The organism is uncultured Parolsenella sp., from assembly GCF_934660935.1.
Classification (GTDB): domain Bacteria; phylum Actinomycetota; class Coriobacteriia; order Coriobacteriales; family Atopobiaceae; genus Parolsenella.
Genome location: NZ_CAKUIH010000005.1, coordinates 61,167 through 82,623, shown reverse-complemented (window position 1 = coordinate 82,623; position 21,457 = coordinate 61,167). Strand labels below are relative to the sequence as shown.

Below are 21,457 nucleotides of genomic sequence, written 5' to 3'. Positions count from 1 at the left end.
AGTGTATACTGGGGCCAATACTCCGATGACCAAGGAGGGTCCCATGTTTTGTCCTAAGTGCGGAACTCAGCTCCCTGACGGCTCTAGGTTCTGCGCGAGCTGCGGCTCCCAGCTCGGCGGTGCTCCCGCTCCCGCCGCCGCTCCTCAGGCTGGCTATGTTCCGCCCGCTCAGCCTGTCCAGCCCGTCAAGCCCGGCATTGCCGTTTCGGGCCTTGCGACGAACGACCTCGGCATGCTTGTGTCCGTCGTCGCTGCCATTGTGGGCATCGTGGCGTTCTTCATGCCCATCATCTCGCTGAGCGTCTTTGGCTCCACCACCACGTTGAGTGCCAAGCAGATGACCTTCGGCACCACGGTCTATGGTATGAGCATGGACGGCGAGTTCGCAAACATCCTGTTCCTCGTCATTCCGGTCATCGCACTTGTTGTCTCCCTTCTTGTGAAGGGCAAGCCTGGCGCGATCGCTCGCGTCGTTGTCGCCGTGATCCTCCTTGGCTTCGTCTTCGCCTGGAAGGGCCAGGTCGATGACCAGGGCTATGGCTTCTTTACCATGGGGATTGCCTTTAACCTCTTCGTTCTCTCTGGTGCCGCCGTCGCCGTTGGCGGAGTCTTGTCGTTGCTGAAGAAGTAACAGGCGCTGTTCGCAAGTAGCTCTAAATAGGCCGGCCCGGGCGACAAGTCCCGGGCCGGCCTTTGTTTTGAAGTCTGGCTGAGTCACACGTAAAGCTCGGCAATTGTTCCCGTCACGACGTAGGGGGCGGAGTGGTTGGCCGTAGGAGCACAACGGCCGGCCGGCACGGCATCATGGCTTGCGCGCGGGGCATGGCTTGCGCGCGGTGCATGGCGCGTGCGAATAACGGGTTTGTGCGCACGGTGTGTTTTGGGGCCGCAACGAAAAAGTGCGCGGTCCTGTCCGGGTTCTAGTTCACGGCGTTGGTGGGCGTGCGGCCCTCAATCAGAATCTCGGCGCAGGAATCGAGCGACATGCTCGCGAGCGTGAGCGTGCTCTCGCGCGAGAGGTAGGCCGAGTGCGGCGTCGTCACGCAGCGTGGGTGCTCGATGAGCCGGCGGTTGAGGTTGTCCGTGCCGTCGTTCTCGCCTGCGAGGGTGTCGAGCCCCGCCGCCGTGATGCCGCGCTCTCCGTCGCTGGCGATGCTCTCATCCAACGCCGCCACGAGCGCGTCTTCGTCCACGATCTCCCCTCGGGCGGTATTGATGAGATACGCGCTCGGCTTCATGAGGGCGAGCTCGCGCTTGCCGATAAACCCTTCCGTCTCGGGGATGAGCGGGCAGTGGAGGCTCACGACGTCGGACTGGACGAGGAGGTCGTCGAGCGTCTCGGCCTTTTCGACGTCAAACTCCGCGAGGGTCTCGGCGCTCTTCGTGGGCGCCCATGCGACGACGCGCATGCCCAGGCCGCGGGCCATGGGGGCGAGCGCCTGAGCGATATGTCCAAAGAACACGAGACCCAGGGTCTTTCCCGAGACGCGCGTGGTGGGGTAGCCCTCCACGGGGTCCCAGCCGCCCCCGAGCATGGAGCGGTTCTGGAACGTGATCTTGCGGAAGAGGTCGAGCATGAGGCCGAGGGCATGCGTCGCCACGTCTTCGGCGCAGTAGCCGGGGCAGTTCGTGACCGTGACGCCGTGCTCGCGGAGGGCGGCGAGGTCCATGTGATTGGTGCCGATGGACATGCTCGCGACGAGCTTCACGCCGGCGGCCTCCATGCGCGCCGCGCACTCGGCGTCGACGGGCATGAACTCGCCGATGACGGCTTCCATGCCGTCAAGCTCCTCGGCGGTGGGGGAGCAGTAGGGCGCGTGAACGCAATCGACGAGGTCGATGGCGTCGGCGTAGGGCTTCTGGGAAAGGACCTTGTGCCCAAAGTCGAGGTATTCGGGGAGGGCGTAGTAGAGGACTCGATGCCTGGGCATGGCGTTCCTTTCGTCGCAAAGAAATGCGGGACTAGTCAGCATCTGTCCATTCTAGGCGCTTTGAGTTTCTGTCCGCGGTCGCGGTTAGACTAGGAACGATAAATCTCGCGACGCGGTTCGTTCTGGCTTCGCGGCTGGGGTCTTCGCCCCGGTCTCGCCATCGGGTTTCCGCGCGCATGACCAGGGAGACTACGTATGACGCAAGGACCAGCCAAGAGAAGCGCCCGTGACCTGACGTTGCCCAACTTTGTCACGGGAGCGCAGGGCGCCGGCGCGCAGCCCGCGGTCACGAAGCCCGTTGCGCCCGTGACCGAGCAGCTCTTCTCGATCCCCGCCGCGGCTCCGGCGGTGGCTGCGACGACGGTCCCGGCGCCCGCGCCGGCCCCCGCCTCCGCACCGGTCCCGACGCGCCCACGCTGGACGCCGCCCGCGGTGACGATCGACCTCGCGAGCCTCAATCCAGCCCAGCGCGAGGCCGCGGAGTGCACGCATGGTCCGCTGCTCGTGCTTGCTGGTGCCGGCTCAGGCAAGACGCGCGTGCTCACCTACCGCATCGCCCACATGATTGCGGACGAGGGCGTGCGCCCCTGGCAGATTCTCGCCATTACGTTCACCAACAAGGCAGCGAAGGAGATGCGTGAGCGTCTCGACGCCCTGCTGCCGGGTGGTACGCGCGGCATGTGGGTGTGCACCTTCCACGCCATGTGCGTGCGCATCCTCCGCGATGACGCGGACAAGCTGGGTTACACCTCCAACTTCACCATCTATGATGACGATGACTCGAAGCGCCTCGTGAAGCAGATCATGGGCGACCTCAACATCGAGCCCAAGCAGTTCCCGCTTAACGGCATTCGCTCTCGCATCTCTAGCGCCAAGAACGCCCTCGTCCTGCCTGATGAGTTCGAGGGGCTTGCCAACACGCCACCCCTTCAGGCGACGGCTCGCGTCTATCGCGAGCTGCAGTCTCGCCTTGAACGCGCGAACGCTATGGATTTCGATGACCTGCTCATAAACGCCCACAAGCTGCTTCGCGATCATCCGGATGTCCTGGCCAAGTACCAACAGCGCTTCGTGCAGATCAGCGTGGACGAGTACCAGGACACCAACCACGTCCAGTACGAGATCACGAACATGCTCGCCGCGAGCCAACGCAACCTCATGGTCGTCGGTGATGATGACCAGTCCATTTATAGCTGGCGTGGCGCGGATATCCAGAACATCCTCGATTTCGAGAAGGACTATCCGGATGCCAAGGTCGTGAAGCTGGAGGAGAACTACCGCTCGACCGGCCATATCCTCAACGCTGCGAACGCCGTCGTCGCCAACAACAGCCGTCGCAAGGAGAAGCGCCTCTTCACCTCGCGTGGGGACGGCGAGCTCGTACAGGCCTACCAGGCGAGCGACGAGCGTGACGAGGGCCGCTGGATCGGCGCCCAGATCGAGAAGATTCACTCCGCGGGCATGAGCTACGACGACATGGCGGTCTTCTATCGCACCAACGCCCAGAGCCGCATCCTCGAAGATATGCTGCTGCGTGCCGGTGTCCCGTACAAGATTGTGGGCGGCACACGCTTCTTCGACCGTGCGGAGATTCGCGACGTCACGGCCTACCTCAAGCTCGTGGTGAATCCCGCGGATGACGTGAGCGCCCTGCGCGTGGTCAACACGCCGCGCCGCGGCATTGGCTCGACGAGCGTGGCGAAGATCCAGAGCTACGCCCTGGTCAACGGCATGCCGTTTTTGGCTGCCTGCCAGGCTTGCGTTGCGGAAGAGGGCCTCCTCACGGCGAAGGTCAGGGGAGCGCTTGCCCAGTTCACGGGCGTGATCGAGGCTGCGCGCCACAAATCCGGAGAACTCGCGCGCGTGATTGAGTCCATCGTTGATGACGCCGGCCTTATCAGTGCTCTTGAGGCCGAGCACACCATTGAGGCGGACGGCCGTATCGAGAACATACGCGAGTTCCTTGGCGTTGCCCAGGAGTTCGACGAGACCCACGATGACGTGGCGGAGACCCTCGAGAGCCTGGCGCAGCTGCGCGAGGCCGGCATGATTGATGCCGCGGGAGAGGTGCCCGCTGCCGCCCCCGCCGCTCAGCCGACTGACCCCAGCGTGACGGTTGCCGCCGAGAAGCTTCCCGCCTTCATGGAGTGGCTCGCCCTACGCAGCGATCTCGACGCCCTCGCGGGTTCGAGCAGCGCGGTGACGATGATGACGGTGCACTCCGCCAAGGGCCTGGAGTTTCCTGTCGTGTTCGTTGCCGGCATGGAGGAGGGCATCTTCCCGCATGCCGGTCACGAAGATGACCCGTCTGGCGTCGAGGAGGAGAGGCGCCTTGCCTACGTCGCCATCACGCGTGCGGAGCGCCAGCTCTTCCTCACCTACGCCGCAACGCGTCGCACCTATGGCTCCACTACGGCGAATCCGCCGAGCCGTTTCCTCCGCGAGATTCCCGAGCAGGATATCCAGCTCGTGGGTGTTGGTTCAGACGGCTTCTCAGGCGTTGGCTGGGAGAAGCGCGGGGATCGCCGCGGCACGTATGGCAGCGGCACGGAGGCCTATGGCGGCGCGGTGTTCGGCTCTGCCACGCGCTCTGCTGGCGGCAATGCGCAGGATCGTGCGGGTGGCATGAGCTTCCGCTCCGCGAGCGAGGGCTTTGGTGGCCGCAGCGCCTCTGGCATCTCATCCGGCTCTGGTCTGCCCCTCTCCGCCCTGGGCGGACGAGGGTCTGGTCCACGCACCTTCGGTTCCGGCGGCTTTGACGCCGCGGGGTCTGGTCGCGTGTTCGGTTCTGGTCGCGCGTCGGCTCCTGCGGAAGATCCGTTTGCCCAGAACCCGTCAGGTGGCATCAAGCGCGATGCGGCCAAGACGTCCGAGGGCTTTGTCAAGGGCGACAAGGTCTCGCACAAGACCTTCGGTCCCGGCGTGGTCCTCTCGGCCTCGGGTGATGTTGTCGAGGTTAAGTTCACGCGAACGGGCAAGATCAAGAAGCTTATGAAGGGCTTCGCGCCCATCGTCAAGATCGAGGGATAGCTATGGAAGAGGTCACGTTCCTCGGCATGTCGATGCCGGGCCTTATCGCTCGCGTGGTGACGCTCGGTGTCGCCGCGTTGGTGGCTGCCGGGCTTTCGCACGTGGTCACACGCGCTCTGCGTCGTGCGCTCGAGCACACGAACGTGCCGAGCGCCTCCATCTTCGTGAACCTCGCCCGTGCTCTCGTGTGGGCATTCGCCCTGCTCGCGGTGCTGCAGCCCGTGTTTGGCATCGCGCCCACGGCCTTCGTGACCGCCCTGGGCGTTACTTCCCTCGTTATTTCGTTCGGTATGCAGGACACGGTCTCTAACGTTATCGGCGGCCTCGGCCTTATGGCTGGCAAGGTGGTTCAGCCCGGCGACTTCGTCGAGGTCTCGGGTTTTAAGGGCGAGGTGGTTGACGTCAACTGGCGCAGCACCACCGTTCGTGACCGCTTGGGAAACGAGCAGGTGATTCCCAATTCCGTCCTCAACAAGACCGCGCTCACGCGCAGGGCGCCGGCGTCGGGCTCGCTGTGCGAGATGGGCATCATGGTCGCGCACGGATCAGACCTCGACACCGTGCGCGCGGACATCCTCGGCGCGGCATCTGAGATGAGCGATCTCCTCCGCGCCGATTGTGAGTCGTACGCGCGCTTCGTTGGCTCGGATGCGTATGGAATCCAATGCGTAATCGGTCTTTACCTGGCAGATGGCGTGGCTCCCACGCTGGGCGAGGACGCCCTGATGAGTCGCATCTCCGCTTGTGAGTGGATCGCGCGCGCCGCATAGAAGCCCGCTTCTCGCGGTATCGGTGCGTCACAACATAGAAGCCTGCTTCCCGCGGTATCGGTGCGTCACAAGGCCTACGCATGAAAAAGGGGCTCCCGTCCAGCCGATGGACGGGAGCCCCTTGTGCTAGAAGCGGGGGTCTGGAGAGCGGTTACTCGACGGAGAGGGTGAAGTCGGTGCCGTTGTCAGACTCGATGTCGAAGTCACCCTTCGAGCCTTCCCAGGTGAGCTCGTGGCTGAAGCCGCCGTCAGCATCGTCTACGTCGTAGTTCGAGGAGAGTGGGTTGGCGGTGTTGGCCTCGGTGGAAGTGTGGCCCCAGAAGTACGCGAACTCGTAGGTACCCGTGCCATCCTCGTCGATCTCAAACGTGGAGCTGCGCATGTAGTAGGGATAGTCGGGGTCGCTCGCGTCATAAGCGGTCACGATCATCATCCACTTGCCCCAGGGCTTGGAGGCCGTGGCGCCCTTGGGAGCGACGACCTTGCAGGTCTTCTGCTCGCAGCTGCTGAAGAGAGAGGTGCCCCAGTCACCCCAGCTGACGTTCTTCAGGGTATAGATCACGTTGTCGCCGTCGGTCTCGGTGGAGTCGATGGTGCCAGAGACCCTCTCGTCCTGGTCAATGACGGTGATGGTGTTTTCGTCCTCGTCCATCTCGATGCAGAACTCGTGGGTGTAGCCGTTGCCGGAAAGATCGAGCTCAGACCAGGAGCCACCCTTGCCAAACATGGGTACGACGACGAGGGCGATGACGGCGACGAGAACGACGGCCGCGATGCCGATGATCAGCGGGGTCTTGCTCTTCTTTGCGGGCGGAACGGCGCCTGCGCCGGGCGTCGGAGCGGCGTAGTTGACCTGCGGGGCGGGCGGAACCGGAGCGGCGTAGTTCGTCTGCGGCGCGGGCGGAACCGGAGAGCCGTAGTTGGCCTGGGGCGCCGGCGGAACCGGCGCGGCGGCGGGCACAGGGGTCGGTACGGGAGCGGCCTGAGGAGCCTCGTTCACGGGCGTGGGAATGGGCACTGCGACCGGCTCGGGAGCGGGCGCGGGAGGTACGGGTGCGGGAGACTCGGGAGCGGGCGTCGCAACCGGCTCGGGCGCGGACGGCACAACCGGTTCGGGCGCTGCGACCGGCTCGGGAGTGGGCGTCGCAACCGGCTCGGGCGCTGCGACCGGCTCAGGCGTGGGCGGGGCGGGAATGGGCTCGGGAGCGGGCGCGGGAGTCGCAACCGGCTCGGGCGTGGGCACCGGCTCGGGAGTGGGCGGCTCTGGCATGGGTGCCGGCTCGGGAGCGGGCGCGGAAGGCACGGGCGCGGGAGCAGGTGCCGGAGCCGCGGCAATCGGGCTACCGCAGCTGGTGCAGAACTTGGAGCCATCAGGGACTTGGGCTCCGCAATTGGTGCAAAACATATGTCCTCCTTAGGTTGGCCTGGTCGTCGAGGCGATTCGATCCCCATAAGCACAGTTTAAGAGATATGAAGGCCTTGTGAGCACGCTATTCGCCGAGATGCGGGAGGGGCTCGAGATTCGGCGTTGCGCGGTATTTCTGTCTAACACAAGAGCGTTATCATGGGTGCGTCGTTGCTCCAGTTGGGAGCCTGTTGGAAGGATTATTGGCATGGGTTTTCTCGATAGCCTCCAGAACTCGGTCAACAGCGCTACGGCAGCCGCTAGCCGTGCCACTTCAATCCTTAAGCTCAAGAACCAGATGAACGAGGCTCTCAAGCGTCGCCAGGGCTATGCCGCCCAGCTTGGTGCCAGCCTCTATGAGGCGACGAAGGATAACCCCGAGCTGCGTGCCGGCCGCGAGGCCCTCTTTGACGGCATCGCCGCTTGTGACGCGGAGCGTGCTCAGCTCCAGGCCCAGATCGACCAGATCGAGGCAGAGGCTGCCGCTGCTGAGGCTGCCGCCTCCTACTACATCTGCCCGTTCTGCCACTCTCGCGTGGGTGCCACTGACCTGTTCTGCATGGGTTGTGGCAAGCCCATGGCGGAGATTCAGGCCGCGCTTGCCCAGCAGCAGGCCGCCGTCGCTTCCGCTCCTCAGCCGCAGGCTGTTGGGGCCGTATGCCCGCAGTGCGGTGCCCCGGTCAATCCTGGTGACGCCTTCTGCATGTCCTGCGGCTGCAAGCTTGGTGCCCCTGCGCCTGCGCCGGCCCCCGCTCCCATGCCAATCCCCGAGCCGGTTTCCTCCGCTCCCGTCGAGGCAGCAGACCCCGCGCCCGAGGCCGCGGAGGAGTAGCTCCGGGCTCCACGACATCTTTCTGTAATCGCTAACGAGACGACGCCCGCCTCCGCAGGGAGATGGGCGTCGTTTCGTTTGATTCAAGCGCTCGGCCGTGCCTCAAATGGTTCCCGGCTACAGCTCGTTCACGCGTCCACTTGGGCGCTCGCCGGCGATGCTCGCGAGCGCGTCCTGGAGCGCATGCCTGCGGGCGGAGCGCGACGGCGACTGACTGTTCACGAAGGGCAGGCGAGAGAGGAGCGCTCGATTGGCGGCGTGGGTGACCCAGATTTCGGCACGAGTGGCGGCTTCGACGTCGACCTTCGCCTCGTCGTCAAGGACGACCACGGCGGAGAGGTCGGGGTGAGACTCGAGAAGCTCGCTGTTCATCTCGCCGGATTCGAGCACGACGACATCCACGTCCTGAAGTGGGTCCGGCGCCGGCTTGGCTGTGGCATCGGCGTCGTCGGCGTTGAGCGCAGAGACTTGGGCGATTGCCACGCCGCGCTTGCCCCACTCCTCGAGCAGGTCGTGCTCATAGGAGAGGTCGGTTGACGAGCCAACATAGAGAATGGTGCGCATGATGTCTCCACTCAGGTCGAATGTATGTCATAAGCCTAAGCGGACAAGGTTGCCTCATGGTTACGTCCGTGACAAAGCGTCGTTACGGGGCGGGGCGGCGTGGTGGTGGGAGTGTACCCACCCCTACGCCTGGGAAAGACGGCCGAGGGATGCTGGGCCGCGCGTCGGCAAGGTGCTGGGGCGTGCGTCCGAACGTGTGCCCAATGCAGCGGAAGTGTGATCGCCCGGGCGCGCCTCCTGCGGTATCCTCGTGAGCGTATTGCGGGAGCGGGAGGTGGCGCTATGGCTAAGGTGACGCTGAAGGACATCGCCAGAGAGGTGGGGCTCTCTGTCACGTCCGTGTCGCTCGTCCTGAACAATCGCCCGTGCAAAATCAGCGAGGCGAGTCGCCAACGCATTCTCGAGACGGCGCGCCGCAAGGGCTACATCCCCAACCAGATTGCCCGAAGCCTCGTCATGCAGCATACGAACACCATCGGCCTCATCATTCCCAACATCGAGAGCCGCTTCTTCGCGTCACTTGCAAAGAACATCGAGCTCAGGTGCCGCGAAAGGGGCTACGCCCTAATTATTACGAATTCCGACGATAGTCCGGAAAACGATGCCAAGCTCGTTCGCCTGCTCGTGAACCGCGGCGTTGACGGACTCCTCATCGTCGTTTCGGACGAGTTCGCCACTGACGAGCACCTCCTCGCGGACCTTTCGCACCTTCCCACGCCCTTCGTCATGGTCGACCGTTTCATCGAGGGCCTGTTCTGTGACAAAGTTCGCTTCAACAACGAGCTGGGCGGTTACTTGGCGACGCGCCATCTGCTTGACCAAGGTCACGAGAAGATCGCCTGCATCGTGAATCCAAACTCCAACACTGGCCGCGAGCGCTTTGACGGCTATTCCCGCGCTCTGGGGGAGGCGGGCATCCGGGTGCGCCGAGACTACGTACTCAGCAGCGATTACTACATTTCCAGCGCCTATGAGGTGGCGGGCCGCCTCGTGAAGACGGATGCCACGGCGGTTTTTGCGAGCTCGGACAACATCGCCCTTGGGCTGCTCAAGCGCCTCTACAGCTTTGACCTGCGCGTGCCGCGCGATTACTCGGTCGTGAGCTATGACAACTCCGCGGCAGACGTGCTGTTCGAGCCGGAGCTCACCTCGATCGAGCAGAACGTGCCGGAGCTCTCCGGCGCCGCGCTCGATCTCCTCTTCCGGCGCATCGAGGAGTCTGAGACGGGCGAGCTGGGTGGCCCGGATGAGGTCGTCCTCAACCCGAAGCTCGTCCTAAAGGACAGCGTGCGCAGGCTCTAGTAAAGGACGGCGCTCGCGGACTCTAGCCACCCATATGTGGCGACGTCGTGGTGACCTCGTAAGCCACGCGTCAGTCCCGTGCAAGCTGAGTCCACAAAACAGTTAATTCTGTAACTAAGGCACTACCGTCCGCGGGTATAACACTACCGTTCGCGGAGTTAAACGGTTAGGCCGCTTGTAAGTAATTCAAATTCCTCTCCAAGTAAAACGATTTACCCTCATATACTCCGTACCGGTTAGTCAAAGAGGCGTTTCAAGCCAAGCCGGACGGATACCCACGCCCACGCGAAGGCAGAGAAGCGCCACAGCGCCCCGAAAGGGGCAAAGTCGAGCGCGGTCTACCACCGCGCAGGAAGAGGAGAGGCACAATGGCACATCCCGTCATCGGCACCCCCTGGCAGAAGCTCGACGCTCCGGTTCCCGAGCAGGAGCTCGAAGGCATCGAGAAGTACTGGCGCGCTGCGAACTACCTGTCCGTCGGCCAGATCTACCTCCGTTCCAACCCGCTTATGCGCAAGGACTGGGTTGACGAGAAGACCGGCGAGACCCGTGACTTCGGTCGTCCCGACGTCAAGCACCGTCTCGTTGGCCACTGGGGCACCACGCCGGGCGTGAACTTCCTGTTCGGTCACGTGAACCGCCTCATCGCCGACCACAAGCAGAATGCCGTCTTCCTCATGGGCCCCGGTCACGGTGGACCTGCCGGCACCGCTCAGTCCCTGCTTGACGGCACCTACTACGACATCCGTCCGGACATCACCAACGACGAGGCTGGCCTCCAGAAGTTCTTCCGTCAGTTCTCTTACCCCGGTGGCATCCCCTCTCACTACGCTCCTGAGACCCCGGGCTCCATCCACGAGGGCGGCGAGCTGGGCTACACCCTGTCCCACGCTTACGGCGCCATCATGGACAACCCGAGCCTCCTCGCTGTCGCCGTCGTCGGCGACGGTGAGTCCGAGACCGGCCCGCTTGCCACCTCTTGGCAGTCCAACAAGCTCGTGAACCCCAAGACCGACGGCATCGTCCTCCCGATCCTGCACCTCAACGGCTACAAGATCGCCAACCCGACGATCCTCTCCCGCATCTCCGACGAGGAGCTCACCGAGTTCTTCGAGGGCATGGGCTATGATCCGCATTTCTTCGTTGCCGGCTTCGACAACGAGTCCCACATCTCCATCCACGCTCGTTTCGCTGCCCTGCTCGAGGAGGTCTTCAACCAGATCTGCGACATCAAGGCTGCTGCCGAGGCTGGCGACGAGACCCGTCCGGTCTACCCGATGATCGTCTTCCGCACCCCGAAGGGTTGGACCTGCCCGAAGCACATCGACGGCAAGAAGACCGAGGGCTCTTGGCGTGCTCACCAGGTGCCGCTGGCTTCCGCCAAGGACACCCACGAGCACTTCCGCGTGCTCCGCGGCTGGCTCAAGTCCTACAAGCCTGAGGAGCTCTTCGACGAGAAGGGTGCCATCCGTCCCGAGGTGACCGCCTTCATGCCCGAGGGTGACCTCCGCATCGGTGCCAACCCGAACGCCAACGGCGGCGTCGTCCGTGAGGACCTCGTCCTCCCCGACATCCACGCCCACGAGGTTCCGGTTGCCGAGAAGGGCCACGGCTGGGGCTCCACCGAGGCTGCCCGCGTCTTCGGCGCCTACACCGCTGACGTCCTCGCCAACAACATGGAGAACTTCCGCATCTTTGGCCCGGACGAGACCGCTTCTAACCGTCTCCAGGATGCCTACAAGTACACCGTCAAGCAGTGGGAGGGCGGCTTCTACGCCGACGCTGACAACGACGAGCTCCTCGCCCCGCAGGGCAAGGTCGTCGAGCAGCTCTCCGAGCACCAGTGCGAGGGCTTCCTCGAGGCTTACGTCCTCACCGGCCGTCACGGCGTCTGGAGCTCCTACGAGTCCTTCATCCACGTCGTCGACTCCATGGTGAACCAGCACTGCAAGTGGCTCGAGGCCACCGTCCGTGAGATTCCTTGGCGCAAGCCCATCGCCGGCCTCAACATCCTGCTCTCCAGCCACGTCTGGCGTCAGGACCACAACGGCTTCTCCCACCAGGACCCGGGCTTCGTCGACCTGCTCCTCAACAAGGCTAACGACACCCACGTCGTCAACGCCTACTACCCCTGCGACGCCAACATGGCTCTCGCCGTTGCCGAGCGTTGCTACCAGTCCACGAACTGCGTGAACGCCATCTTCTGCGGCAAGCAGCCCGCCCCGACCTTCCTGACGGTCGACGAGGCCAAGGCCGAGCTCGAGAAGGGTGTCGCCGAGTGGAAGTGGGCCAGCTCCGCTGAGTCCCTCGCTGACGCCGACATCGTCCTCGGCACCTGCGGTGACGTGCCGGCCCTCGAGGCTCTCGCTGCCCTCGACATGCTCAAGGGCGAGGGTGTCAAGGCCAAGTTCGTCAACGTCGTTGACCTCCTGAAGATCCAGAGCGCCTCCGAGAACGACCTCGCCATCTCCGACGAGGAGTTCGCCGAGCTCTTCGGCAACGGCGAGAAGCCCGTCCTCTTCGCCTTCCACGCCTACGCCGGCACCATCCGTCGTCTCGTCTGGGATCGTCCGGGCCACGACGCCTGGCACGTCCACGGCTACGAGGAGAAGGGCTCCACGACCACGCCGTTCGACATGCTTCGTCTGAACAACATGGATCGTTGGGCTCTCGCTGCCGATGCTCTCCGCATCATCGACGCCGAGAAGTACGCCGACAAGATCGCCGAGTGGGAGAAGTTCCGTCAGGACGCCTTCCAGTTCGCCGTGGACGAGGGCTACGACGTGCCCGAGTTCACCAGCTGGGTCTGGCCGGACGCTGCCGCTGCTACCGAGGGTGAGCTCTCCGCTACCCAGATGACCGCTGGCGACAACGAGTAAGTCGTCCGCATCAGTTGGCTAGCCTGTCGGCTAGCTGTCTGACAAGTGTTTTCACGGCTCGGGCGAGGTGAGGCCGCCTCACCCGCCCGAGCACACCACACCGGCTCGAAGCTCTGGGGGGAGCTTCGGGCCGGTCTTTTTGTCTAGGAACGCTGCACTTTTGGAGTAGAACGCTCCGCCTTCCAGCTTTGCCCCGATAATAGGCTGCGTTTGATTGCGCGGCCGGATGCGGTCGGCGCCCGGACTTCGCGAGATTTGGGAACCCATGCCGCACGGACTGCACATTCGCCTGCCTAAGAACTTCGTGCTTGAGGAGCGCCTCGAGCGCTATTCCGCCGCCATTGAGACCAACCCGTATGGGTGGGCAGGACGTTGGGCACGTGACTGCGCTCCCATGGATGGACCTGCTTTTAAGGAGGTCCGTCTCGATCTGGGATGTGGCCGAGGCTCCTTCACCGTGGAGATGGCGCGTCGTGAGCCGGACGTCTTGTTCCTCGGCATGGACGCGGAACCAATTTGTATCGCCCACGCGGCGCAGGCGGGTTGCGAGAGCGGCCTTTCCAACGTGCTTTTCATCCCGGGTACGGGCATGCGCATCACGGAGATGTTTGCGCCTGGCGAACTTTCGTGCATCTACCTCAACTTCCCCACGCCGTTTCCGCGCAAGAAGGAGTCGCACAAGCGGCTCGTGAACCTCGAGCGTCTCATGGACTACCGCCGCGTTCTGCGCGATGGGGGAGAGGTGCGCCTGCGCACCGATAGCCAGCCGCTGTTCGATTTCGCGCTCACGCAGCTGCCCATCGCCGGCTATGAGGCCGTGTGGAGCAGCCTTGATGCCCGTGCCGATCGCCCGGATGACCCCACGAGCGAGTACGAGGTGAAGCTGAGTGCCAAGGGCGCTCGCGTGTGCTCGTACATCGCCGTGCCGGGGCCTGAGCCGGAGAATCCCGCACAGACGGCCGAGATGAGCCTCGCCGCCTACATCGCCGAGGACCTCTCCGCCTATGACGGATACGCGCCGCATGGCATGGAAGCCACGGTGACCAACCTGCGCAACCGCGCCGCCAAGAACGACGGTAGCTGGGCGGGTGGCGTGACGCCGTAGTTCGCGCGCCCACGTCGTTGCTGCGGGCCACGTTTCGCGTGGGGCTGTTCGCCCCGCGGCACGTTCTGCGTGCGGGTGCTACCGTGCGCCACGTTTCGCGTGCCGCCGCCATCGCGAGTCACGTTCTGCGCGCGGGCGCCCTCCGTGAGCCACGATTTGCGTGCCGCTGCTCGCCCCGCGGCCTGTGCCGCCGTCTTCGCAACGGGCTGCGAAGCCGCTGCTAAGCGCCCCAACACATCAATTGACTACATCTCTTGTTAACATGTCTTTACAGGTGTCTTGTCAGCTGTAAAGACATGTAGCATAGTGGGCTGTTGAAATTCCGCGCGGGTGGGGTGCCCGCGCCCAACGAGAGGGGCCGGATTGGCCAGCATACATGCAATTGACAGTGCGGACGCGCAGGCTCTGGCGCAGCTTGTGGCGGATGGCGTGGGGTCGTGCACCACGGCTGCCGAGCGCGCCGCGCTTATTCCCGCCGAGCTTTCCTCCGCCATCAAGCGGCTCAAGGCCGAGCGCGACGCCGTGATCCTCGCGCACTACTATGTGGCTCCCGAGGTCCAGGCAGTGGCGGACTACGTGGGTGACTCGTTCTATCTGGCAAAGCTCGCGAAGTCGCTGCCGCAGAGCACGATCGTGCTCGCGGGCGTCGAGTTCATGGGCGAGAGCGCGAAGCTCCTCAACCCGGACAAGCACGTCCTCCTCCCCGAGCCCACGGCGGATTGTCCTATGGCACACATGGTCAAGCGCGAGACGGTGGATGCCGCGCGCGAGCAGTATGGCGATGACCTCGCCGTCGTGTGCTATGTGAACTCGACCATGGAAATCAAGAGCTGGAGCGACGTCTGCGTGACCTCCTCCAACGCCGTGGACATCGTCTCCAAGCTGCCCCAGCACAACATCCTGTTCATCCCAGACCAGAACCTGGGCCACTATGTGGCAGAGCAGGTGCCCGAGAAGAACGTCATCCTCAACAAGGGCTATTGCCCGCGTCACCACGTCATCACCGCGGAGCAGATCGAGGAAGCGGTTGCCGCTCACCCTGGCGCGCTCGTGCTTGCGCATCCCGAGTGCAAGGCGGAGGTGCTCGCGGAGGCGGACTACATCGGCTCCACGGCCGGCATCATCACCTATGCCGAGAAGAGCGAGGCTTCCGAGTTCATCATCGTGACGGTTGCCGGCGTCCTGTTCGAGCTCGAGCGTCGCACGCAGGGGACTGGCAAGAAGTTCTACTTCCCGAAGACGCGTCCTACCTGCATCAACATGGACATGATCAGCCTTCGCAAGCTTGTCGCCTGCCTCGCCTCTGGTTCCGGCGAGGTCGAGATCGGCCTCTCGGAAGAAGCCGCGGCTCAGGCCAAGCTCACGCTCGACCGCATGCTCGAGTACGCCGCGAAGTAGTCAAAACCTGAAAAAGGGACAGTCCCTTTTTCAGGTTTTGCAGGTTTCTAAGTGCCGGGAGGACTTGATGGCTTCCAAGAAGTATGAGGATATGAGCTGCGACGTGGTGATCTGCGGGTGTGGCGTGGCGGGGCTTTATGCCGCGCTCAACCTGCCGCAAGCGCTCGACGTCGTGATGCTCTCCAAGAGCAAGGTTGACGAGTGCGACTCGATGCTTGCCCAGGGTGGCATCTGCGTGCTGCCGGAGGGGGAGGACTACGAGGCCTTCTTCCGCGACACGATGGCCGCGGGCCACTGGGAGAATCGCCGCGAGAGCGTTGATGTCATGATCCGTTCGAGCCGCTCCGTGATCAATGACCTCGTGGCTCTGGGCGTTGACTTCGAGCGCGAGGAGGATGGTAACCTCGGCTTCACACGCGAGGGCGCGCACAGCCGCCCGCGCATCGCCTATCACGCCGACATCACGGGCAAGGAGATCACGACGAAGCTCCTTGCCGCGGTGCGTCGCCTCCCCAACGTGAGAATCCTCGAGCATGTCGCGATGGTCGACATCATCGAGCGCGACGGAGCCTGCGCTGGCATCATCGCGCGTCCGGTGGACGAGGAGAGCTCCCTCGCTCCCGCCGACGAGCTCTCGAGCAGCCGCGAGAAGTTCGAGATTCGAGCGTCCAACACGCTCTGGGCAACCGGCGGCATCGGCGGCGTGTATGAGCATTCGACCAACTATCCGCAGCTCACGGGTGATGCCTGCTACGTCGCCATAGAACACGGTATTACGTGCGAGCACCTCGATTACGTGCAGATCCACCCCACGGGCCTCTTCTCACCCCAGCCTGGCCGCACCTTCCTCATCTCCGAGAGCTGCCGTGGCGAGGGCGCCGTGCTGCTCAACCGCGACTGCCGTCGCTTCACTGACGAGCTCCAGCCGCGCGACGTCGTGGCCGCTGCGATCCGCGCCCAGATGAAGAAAGATGGCATGGAGCACGAGTGGCTGAGCTTTGCCCCGGTTGAGTCCGAGGTCATCACGGGTCACTTCGCCAACATTCGCGAGCGTTGCCTCGAGGACGGCCGCGATATCCTCTGCGAGCCGATTCCCGTTGTGCCCACGCAGCACTACTTCATGGGCGGCGTGCGGGTTGACCGCGACTCCGCGACGACCATGCCCCACCTCTTCGCCGCTGGTGAGGCCAGTTGCAACGGCGTTCACGGCCACAACCGTCTCGCGAGCAACAGCCTGCTTGAGTCGCTCGTCTTCGCGCGCCGCGCCGCGCATACGATGCTCACGGGCGAGAGCCTGCCCGTCGAGCTCGCGGGGTCTCCGGCGCTTGACGGCATGCATCGCGTCAATGGCGACGGCACGCTTGCCATCGACGAGCTTTGTGCCGAGGATGGTACGACAACGGAGGATGCCGCCGTCTTTGGTGACGCCCCCGTCGACTTTGACTCGATCATGCCCGAGAAGGAGGCGTAGACGATGGATCCTATCGCCATGAAGCTCGTGGGAGACGACATCATCCTCCGGGCGCTCAGGGAGGACATCACGTTTGAGGACGTGAGCACTGCCTCCGTGTGCCCCGATCCCCGCGCCGCGGAAGTACAGCTCATCGCAAAGGCGGAGGGCGTCATCGCGGGCCTGGACGTGTTTGCCCGCGCGTTTGCCCTCCTCGACCCCGCCACGCGCGTCGAGGCGACGGTTGCGGACGGCGACGTCGTGTCTGTGGGCCAGCGCCTCGCCACCGTCTACGGAGACGCCCGCGTGCTGCTTGCCGGCGAGCGTGTCGCGCTCAACTTCCTGCAGCGCATGAGTGGTATCGCGACGTATACGCGCCGCATGGCCACAGCGCTCGAGGGCACGGACACCGTTCTCGTTGACACGCGTAAGACCACGCCTTGCCTGCGCGTGTTCGAGAAGGCCGCGGTGGAGATTGGCGGTGGCCGCAATCACCGCTATAACCTCTCGACCGCCGTCATGCTCAAGGACAACCACATCGACGCGGCTGGTGGCGTCACGCAGGCTATCGAGGCCGCGCGTGCCCACGCGTCCTTTACCTGCACCGTTGAGGTTGAGTGCGAGAACCTCGAGATGGTTCGCGAGGCCGTCGAGGCCGGGGCTGACATCATCATGCTCGACAACATGGCTCACGACGACATGGCCGAGGCAATCGCCCTCATCGGCGGACGCGCCAAGACCGAGGCCTCCGGCAACGTGGACGCCGAGAACATCCGCGCCCTCGCCGATCTCGGCGTTGACTTCATCAGCTCTGGCGCCCTCACGCACTCCGCGCCAATCCTCGACCTGTCTCTCAAGCACCTGAGGATGCTGGACGATGGCGAGGGCTGCTAACGTGGGCGGCGCCGAACGCAGGGCCGCCATCATCTCCGAGCTTGCTGCCGCGACCCAGCCGGTTTCTGGCAGCGCGCTCGCGAAGGCCGTTGGCGTGAGCCGGCAGGTCGTCGTCCAGGACATCGCGCTTTTGAGGGCGGACGGACATGACATCGTGGCCACGAGCCGCGGCTACGTGCTGCAGGAGGGTAAGGGGGCCTCGCAGGTGCCCACGCGCCTTCTCAAGGTCCATCATGGCCCCGATGACCTGGAGGATGAGCTCACGACGATCGTCGACCTTGGCGGTGCCGTGCTGAACGTCATGGTCAACCATCGCGTCTACGGCAAGATAACGGCGGACCTCGACGTCAGGAATCGTCGCGACGTCGAGTGCTACCTCGAGAGCATCCGCACGGGGAAGAGCTTTCCGTTGATGACGGTGACGAGCGGCTACCACTTCCACCGCATCGCCGCGGAGACCGAGACGCAGCTCGATGAAATAGAGCAGGCCCTGCGCGAGAAGGGCTATCTCGCACAGGTCCTGCCCTACGAGGACGATTTGCAGTAGGGGAGGGGCTTTCGCCTACGCGAGGGCGGCGCCAAGGGCGCGACAGGCCTCGAGGGCTTCGTCGTCAGGCTCGAGGTTGGCGATGACAGTGTCAACGACCTCGGCACCGTCTCCCTCGGTGCGCTCGCGCCAGGCGTCCATCCAGTCGCCGGTGCCCCAGTCGTAGCTGCCAAACAGGCCGACCTTCTTGCTGGAGAGCTTGTCTTCGACGCTTTCGAACATGGGCTCGAACTCGTCCTCCTCGAGGGATTCGTCGCCCATGGCCGGGCATCCGAATGCGACGGCGTCAAAACCTGCCAGGGCATCTGCGGAGAAGTCCGCCGCTTGGATCTCCTCGACCTCAGCACCGGCGCCGCGCGCCCCATCCGCGACGGCGCCCGCCATGGTTTCGGTGTTGCCCGTGCCGCTCCAGAAGACGACTGCGATCTTGCTCATGGTCTGTCCTTTCGTATGCCAACCCGCCTGCCGGGTCTGGATTCGTTGATGTGGCTGGAGGCCTATGCCGCGACGGTCATGCTTGTCAGCTCCGCGAGCGTTGCCCCGCGACCAAGCATCGCCTCACAATCCCTTGTGCAGCGCTTATATCTCGCGAAGCATGCCTCGGCGCTTTCCTGATCGGAGTAGACCTTCCAGCAGCCGCAACACAGGTAGTCGCGGCCCTCATGCTCGATGAAGGCCATGACGTCGTCATAGGGATAGCCGAGGAAGAGCCCCACCTCGTGGGGGAATCCTCCGTTGGCGCTGCACCGCTGACGGTTCTCGAGCTTGCGGCCCAGATGCGCGATTGCCGCTTCGAGCCAGCCGGAGCCTGTCGTCTCATAGCCCCACGAGAACATCGTCGCGGCGGCGCGCGGTGCAGAGAGCTCGCGCGCGAGAAGCTGTGGCCGGTATACGAGCACGAGCGCGCCGCAGCTCCTGCGAGCGAGTACGCGCACATGAACGCTCGTGCCTGCAAGCTGGCGATTTGCGCGCGCGACGAGTGCGTCGAGCCGGGCGTTGCGTAGCCGTGATGGGCCCTGCTCGCTGGTTGACTGGCCCGATGCACCCCGCGTGCCGGGCGCCTGCCGCGAGCGATCCTGCTCGCCGGTTGATTGTCGTTTCTCGTGCTGTGCGAAGTCTCCGGGCACGTTAAACAGGCATGCGGGCTTGATGCCCACTAGCGTGGGCGAGCAATGTTTGACGATGGCGTGCTCGAATCCATTTCCATCCAACGTCATGCCTGCTCCCTCAAAATAGTCAGCCGCGGTTAACTATGGTGCAAAGAGTAGCCGTAAAGTTAGACAAGGTCAACTAACGAGGGCCGTGCGGCTGGGAACCGAGTGCCGAACGCGTCTCACGCGGAGAGCCTTGCGGAGGAGGCCGAGTGCCGAGTGGCTCGCGCAGAACGCGGCGGGCGGCGACGGCGCACGCGCAGAACGTGGCTTGCAACGTGCGACGCCGGGCGCGCGCTGCCTTCGAGAACGCCACCTCGTCACGAGCTGGAAACCCTACTGCGTTACAATTTCGAGCTACATCGGCCACCAGAATGTGAGGGACACCATGAGTGACGAGACCACGAACGCTAACACCACGTCCAACCGCGCCATTGTCTCCGTTCTTGGCGCAGACCGGTCCGGCATCGTTGCCGCAGTCGCAGGTCTGCTCGCAGAGCGTAATGTCAACATCCTCGACATCTCCCAGACGATCCTCCAGGGTCTGTTTACGATGACGACCCTCGTCGACCTAGGTGATGCCGACTTCGCGGAAATCCATATCGGTCTCGATGAGCTTGCCAAGCAGCTTGGCGTGCAGATCACGATTCAGCGCGAGGATGTCTTCAAGTTCATGTATCGCCTGTAAGGAAGTGTCATGGCGATTTTCTCATCGCATCTAACGCCCCGCAGCGCTCGCGAGCGAGTCGCGCGTCGCATCCTGTCGACGAACGACACCTCGGCACTCCTGAGCGCCACGGATGTCACTCCCATGCCTTCGGACGAGGCTTCGCTCGGCCGTCCCGTGGAGAGCGAGGGTCTTTACGAGGGCTATGCCAAGGTCGACAAGCTGCCGGAGGAGATGTTCCGCGAGTACGACGTCAAGCGCGGCCTGCGCAACGCCGACGGCTCGGGCGTGCTCGTGGGTCTCACGACCATCTCGGACGTTCACGGCTACAACAAGGTCGATGGCAAGGTCGTTCCTGACGAGGGCGACCTCATCATCCGCGGCTACCACCTCGAAGACCTCGTCTCGCAGACGCATGGTGCCGGTCGCTTCGGCTACGAGGAGATAGCGTACCTGCTCATCTCCGGTCGCCTGCCTAGCGCGGGTGAGCTTGCGGACTTCAACGCTCGCATCGATTCCCGTCGCGAACTGCCCACCGGCTATCTGAGCCTGTTCCCGCGCACGACGGAGTCGAGCTCCGTCATGAACGTGCTCGCGCGTTCGACGCTGCTGCTCTACGCCTTCGACGAGTGTCCCGACGACACGGGGCACCAGCATGAGGTCGATGTGGCCCTGTCGCTTCTCGCGCGCCTGCCGCGTATCGCGGCTATCGCCCACGAGGCTTCCGTCTCCGCGCGCGCCGGAGAGAAACTGCTCGTTCCCCCCGTCCGCGAGGGTTATTCCATGGCGGAGACGGTCCTGGATGTTCTGCGTGGCGCCGATGGCTTCACGCGCGAGGAAGCCATGATGCTCGACGTCATGCTCATGCTTCATGCGGAGCACGGCGGCGGCAACAACTCGACGTTCACCTGTCGCGTACTCTCGAGCTCGGGCACGGATGCCTACTCGTCCTACGCTGCTGCCATGGGCTCGCTCAAGGGTCCCAAGCACGGTGGCGCCAACTCCAAGGTGGGTGCCATGATCGAGGACGTGGCCGCTCACGTCGAGCGCTGGGATGATGACGACGAGCTTGCGAGCTATCTCGAGAAGCTCGCGACGAAGCAGGCGTTCGATCGGACGGGGCTCATCTATGGCATGGGTCACGCGGTCTATACCAAGAGTGATCCGCGTGCTCGCCTCGTGAAGCGCTATGCGCGCAATCTGGCTGCCACAAAGGGCTGCGAGGACAAGCTCGCCCTCATCGAGGGCATCGAGCGTCTGACTCCCGAGGTCATCCATGGCGTGCGTGGGACGAACAAGCCCATTTGCGCCAACATCGACCTGTACACGGGCTTTGTCTATTCGATGCTGGGCGTGCCGGCTGATCTCTACACGCCCATCTTCGCCATGGCGCGTCTTGCTGGCTGGACAGCTCATCGCATGGAGGAGCTCTACGGCTGCGGCCGCATCATCCGCCCGGCGTACAACTCCGTCGTTGGCCGCAAGGACTATGTGCCCATCGAGGAACGCGGGGAGTAGAGATTCCCACATAC

18 protein-coding genes are annotated in these 21,457 nt (G+C 64.0%); 13 read left to right on the top strand and 5 right to left on the bottom strand.

The window, feature by feature from the left end; genetic code table 11:
• The first annotated feature begins 43 nt into the window (after window positions 1–43).
• Entirely contained in the window at window positions 44–631 is a 588-nt protein-coding gene (locus Q0H23_RS03800) for a zinc ribbon domain-containing protein (protein WP_293835874.1), read from the top strand.
• Window positions 632–920: 289 nt separating this feature from the next.
• Here the strand turns inward: Q0H23_RS03800 and Q0H23_RS03795 are convergent, their stop codons facing one another.
• Window positions 921–1,931, bottom strand: coding sequence for a 2-hydroxyacid dehydrogenase (locus Q0H23_RS03795; protein WP_293835872.1), 1,011 nt, complete (start codon window positions 1,929–1,931; stop codon window positions 921–923).
• 195 nt (window positions 1,932–2,126) lie between these two features.
• Between Q0H23_RS03795 and Q0H23_RS03790 the strand changes: the two genes are divergently transcribed.
• Entirely contained in the window at window positions 2,127–4,961 is a 2,835-nt protein-coding gene (locus Q0H23_RS03790) for a UvrD-helicase domain-containing protein (RefSeq protein ID WP_293835870.1), read from the top strand.
• A 2-nt stretch (window positions 4,962–4,963) separates the two neighbouring features.
• On the top strand, window positions 4,964–5,731 hold the full coding sequence (locus Q0H23_RS03785) for a mechanosensitive ion channel domain-containing protein (protein ID WP_293835868.1): 768 nt from the start codon (window positions 4,964–4,966) through the stop codon (window positions 5,729–5,731).
• A 151-nt stretch (window positions 5,732–5,882) separates the two neighbouring features.
• On the opposite strand, the gene Q0H23_RS03780 is transcribed toward Q0H23_RS03785, so the two are convergent.
• Window positions 5,883–7,136, bottom strand: a complete 1,254-nt coding sequence (locus Q0H23_RS03780) for a zinc-ribbon domain-containing protein (protein ID WP_293835865.1) — start codon at window positions 7,134–7,136, stop codon at window positions 5,883–5,885.
• A 208-nt stretch (window positions 7,137–7,344) separates the two neighbouring features.
• Between Q0H23_RS03780 and Q0H23_RS03775 the strand changes: the two genes are divergently transcribed.
• A complete protein-coding gene (locus tag Q0H23_RS03775) occupies window positions 7,345–7,968 on the top strand; it encodes a zinc ribbon domain-containing protein (RefSeq protein ID WP_293835862.1) in 624 nt (207 codons plus the stop codon).
• A gap of 117 nt (window positions 7,969–8,085) precedes the next feature.
• Here the strand turns inward: Q0H23_RS03775 and Q0H23_RS03770 are convergent, their stop codons facing one another.
• Entirely contained in the window at window positions 8,086–8,532 is a 447-nt protein-coding gene (locus tag Q0H23_RS03770) for a hypothetical protein (protein ID WP_293835859.1), read from the bottom strand.
• A gap of 282 nt (window positions 8,533–8,814) precedes the next feature.
• Between Q0H23_RS03770 and Q0H23_RS03765 the strand changes: the two genes are divergently transcribed.
• From Q0H23_RS03765 to Q0H23_RS03735, 7 genes are all read left to right on the top strand, one after another.
• Entirely contained in the window at window positions 8,815–9,834 is a 1,020-nt protein-coding gene (locus Q0H23_RS03765; RefSeq protein WP_293835856.1) for a LacI family DNA-binding transcriptional regulator, read from the top strand.
• Between the two features lie 368 nt (window positions 9,835–10,202).
• On the top strand, window positions 10,203–12,713 hold the full coding sequence (locus Q0H23_RS03760; protein WP_293835854.1) for a phosphoketolase: 2,511 nt from the start codon (window positions 10,203–10,205) through the stop codon (window positions 12,711–12,713).
• Window positions 12,714–12,978: 265 nt separating this feature from the next.
• A complete protein-coding gene (locus Q0H23_RS03755) occupies window positions 12,979–13,818 on the top strand; it encodes a methyltransferase domain-containing protein (protein ID WP_293835852.1) in 840 nt (279 codons plus the stop codon).
• Window positions 13,819–14,286: 468 nt separating this feature from the next.
• Window positions 14,287–15,216, top strand: coding sequence for a quinolinate synthase NadA (gene nadA, locus Q0H23_RS03750; RefSeq protein WP_366509939.1), 930 nt, complete (start codon window positions 14,287–14,289; stop codon window positions 15,214–15,216).
• A 67-nt stretch (window positions 15,217–15,283) separates the two neighbouring features.
• Complete coding sequence (locus tag Q0H23_RS03745) at window positions 15,284–16,687, top strand: FAD-binding protein (RefSeq protein WP_293835843.1); 1,404 nt, start codon at window positions 15,284–15,286, stop codon at window positions 16,685–16,687.
• Window positions 16,688–16,690: 3 nt separating this feature from the next.
• Window positions 16,691–17,560, top strand: a complete 870-nt coding sequence (gene nadC / locus Q0H23_RS03740; RefSeq protein ID WP_293835841.1) for a carboxylating nicotinate-nucleotide diphosphorylase — start codon at window positions 16,691–16,693, stop codon at window positions 17,558–17,560.
• The gene (locus Q0H23_RS03735) at window positions 17,544–18,107 is read left to right on the top strand and encodes a transcription repressor NadR (RefSeq protein WP_293835838.1); all 564 of its coding nucleotides are present in this window, start codon (window positions 17,544–17,546) and stop codon (window positions 18,105–18,107) included. The genes nadC and Q0H23_RS03735 overlap by 17 nt, the downstream gene beginning before the upstream one ends.
• Before the next feature lie 15 nt (window positions 18,108–18,122).
• Here Q0H23_RS03735 and Q0H23_RS03730 read toward each other — a convergent pair whose 3' ends face one another.
• Together Q0H23_RS03730 and Q0H23_RS03725 are read right to left on the bottom strand one after the other, a co-directional pair.
• Window positions 18,123–18,542: a flavodoxin gene (locus tag Q0H23_RS03730; protein ID WP_293835836.1), complete on the bottom strand. Its 420-nt coding sequence runs from the start codon at window positions 18,540–18,542 to the stop codon at window positions 18,123–18,125.
• 62 nt (window positions 18,543–18,604) lie between these two features.
• Window positions 18,605–19,324, bottom strand: a complete 720-nt coding sequence (locus Q0H23_RS03725) for a DUF3793 family protein (protein WP_293835833.1) — start codon at window positions 19,322–19,324, stop codon at window positions 18,605–18,607.
• A 322-nt stretch (window positions 19,325–19,646) separates the two neighbouring features.
• Here Q0H23_RS03725 and Q0H23_RS03720 point away from each other — a divergent pair, with 322 nt between their 5' ends.
• The gene (locus Q0H23_RS03720; protein ID WP_293835828.1) at window positions 19,647–19,946 is read left to right on the top strand and encodes an ACT domain-containing protein; all 300 of its coding nucleotides are present in this window, start codon (window positions 19,647–19,649) and stop codon (window positions 19,944–19,946) included.
• A gap of 9 nt (window positions 19,947–19,955) precedes the next feature.
• The gene (locus tag Q0H23_RS03715; RefSeq protein WP_293835822.1) at window positions 19,956–21,443 is read left to right on the top strand and encodes a citrate synthase; all 1,488 of its coding nucleotides are present in this window, start codon (window positions 19,956–19,958) and stop codon (window positions 21,441–21,443) included.
• The last annotated feature ends 14 nt before the right edge of the window (window positions 21,444–21,457 follow it).

Excerpts from the sequence above, each read along its gene's own strand:
- Q0H23_RS03775 (WP_293835862.1), top strand. The coding sequence starts at position 7,345 with ATGGGTTTTCTCGATAGCCTCCAGAACTCGGTCAACAGCGCTACGGCA.
- Q0H23_RS03720 (WP_293835828.1), top strand. The coding sequence starts at position 19,647 with ATGAGTGACGAGACCACGAACGCTAACACCACGTCCAACCGCGCCATT.
- Q0H23_RS03730 (WP_293835836.1), bottom strand. The coding sequence starts at position 18,542 with ATGAGCAAGATCGCAGTCGTCTTCTGGAGCGGCACGGGCAACACCGAA.
- Q0H23_RS03790 (WP_293835870.1), top strand. The coding sequence starts at position 2,127 with ATGACGCAAGGACCAGCCAAGAGAAGCGCCCGTGACCTGACGTTGCCC.
- Q0H23_RS03780 (WP_293835865.1), bottom strand. The coding sequence starts at position 7,136 with ATGTTTTGCACCAATTGCGGAGCCCAAGTCCCTGATGGCTCCAAGTTC.
- Q0H23_RS03770 (WP_293835859.1), bottom strand. The coding sequence starts at position 8,532 with ATGCGCACCATTCTCTATGTTGGCTCGTCAACCGACCTCTCCTATGAG.
- Q0H23_RS03760 (WP_293835854.1), top strand. The coding sequence starts at position 10,203 with ATGGCACATCCCGTCATCGGCACCCCCTGGCAGAAGCTCGACGCTCCG.
- Q0H23_RS03795 (WP_293835872.1), bottom strand. The coding sequence starts at position 1,931 with ATGCCCAGGCATCGAGTCCTCTACTACGCCCTCCCCGAATACCTCGAC.
- Q0H23_RS03800 (WP_293835874.1), top strand. The coding sequence starts at position 44 with ATGTTTTGTCCTAAGTGCGGAACTCAGCTCCCTGACGGCTCTAGGTTC.
- Q0H23_RS03735 (WP_293835838.1), top strand. The coding sequence starts at position 17,544 with ATGGCGAGGGCTGCTAACGTGGGCGGCGCCGAACGCAGGGCCGCCATC.
- Q0H23_RS03755 (WP_293835852.1), top strand. The coding sequence starts at position 12,979 with ATGCCGCACGGACTGCACATTCGCCTGCCTAAGAACTTCGTGCTTGAG.
- Q0H23_RS03765 (WP_293835856.1), top strand. The coding sequence starts at position 8,815 with ATGGCTAAGGTGACGCTGAAGGACATCGCCAGAGAGGTGGGGCTCTCT.
- Q0H23_RS03725 (WP_293835833.1), bottom strand. The coding sequence starts at position 19,324 with ATGACGTTGGATGGAAATGGATTCGAGCACGCCATCGTCAAACATTGC.
- Q0H23_RS03785 (WP_293835868.1), top strand. The coding sequence starts at position 4,964 with ATGGAAGAGGTCACGTTCCTCGGCATGTCGATGCCGGGCCTTATCGCT.
- Q0H23_RS03715 (WP_293835822.1), top strand. The coding sequence starts at position 19,956 with ATGGCGATTTTCTCATCGCATCTAACGCCCCGCAGCGCTCGCGAGCGA.
- nadC (WP_293835841.1), top strand. The coding sequence starts at position 16,691 with ATGGATCCTATCGCCATGAAGCTCGTGGGAGACGACATCATCCTCCGG.
- Q0H23_RS03745 (WP_293835843.1), top strand. The coding sequence starts at position 15,284 with ATGGCTTCCAAGAAGTATGAGGATATGAGCTGCGACGTGGTGATCTGC.